Origin of the sequence: Mycobacterium sp. IS-836 (assembly GCF_001954275.1) — a bacterium.
Lineage (GTDB): Bacteria > Actinomycetota > Actinomycetes > Mycobacteriales > Mycobacteriaceae > Mycobacterium.
Genome location: NZ_MBEU01000018.1, coordinates 1 through 500 on the forward strand (window position 1 = coordinate 1; position 500 = coordinate 500).

Genomic DNA, 500 nt, shown 5'->3' on the forward strand with positions numbered 1-500 from the left:
CCGTTGCGGGCACGGCTTTTCCGGGTCGGCGCGGATGAGCATGTGTTGGTGGCGGTGGTGCACCATATCGCGGCCGATGGCTGGTCGATCACCCCACTGGTGGCTGATCTCGGGGAGGCATATCGGGCGCGACAGCAGGACCGTATCCCCGACTGGGCGCCGTTGCCGGTGCAGTATGTCGACTACACGCTGTGGCAGCGGGACCAATTCGGTGATCTCGACGATCGTGACAGTCTGATTACCGAGCAGCTGGCCTATTGGGAGCAGGCTTTGGCCGGGATGCCCGAGCGCCTGGCCTTGCCCACCGATCGGCCCTACCCGCGGATCGCCGATCAGCGCGGCGCCCGCGTTGAGGTGGAGTGGCCCGCCGAGTTGCAGCAGCGAGTGCGTGAACTCGCCAGCGAGCACAATGCGACCAGTTTTATGGTCGTGCAGGCGGCACTGGCGGTGTTGTTGGGCAAGCTCAGCGCCAGTAACGATGTGGCGGTGGGCTTCCCGAT

Annotated in this window: 1 protein-coding gene; it reads left to right on the top strand. The window is 65.4% G+C overall.

The genetic code is table 11. From position 1 onward, the window contains the following. Positions 1–500: condensation domain-containing protein (locus A5747_RS07945; RefSeq protein ID WP_142245488.1), on the top strand; the 500-nt coding region annotated here is incomplete at both ends.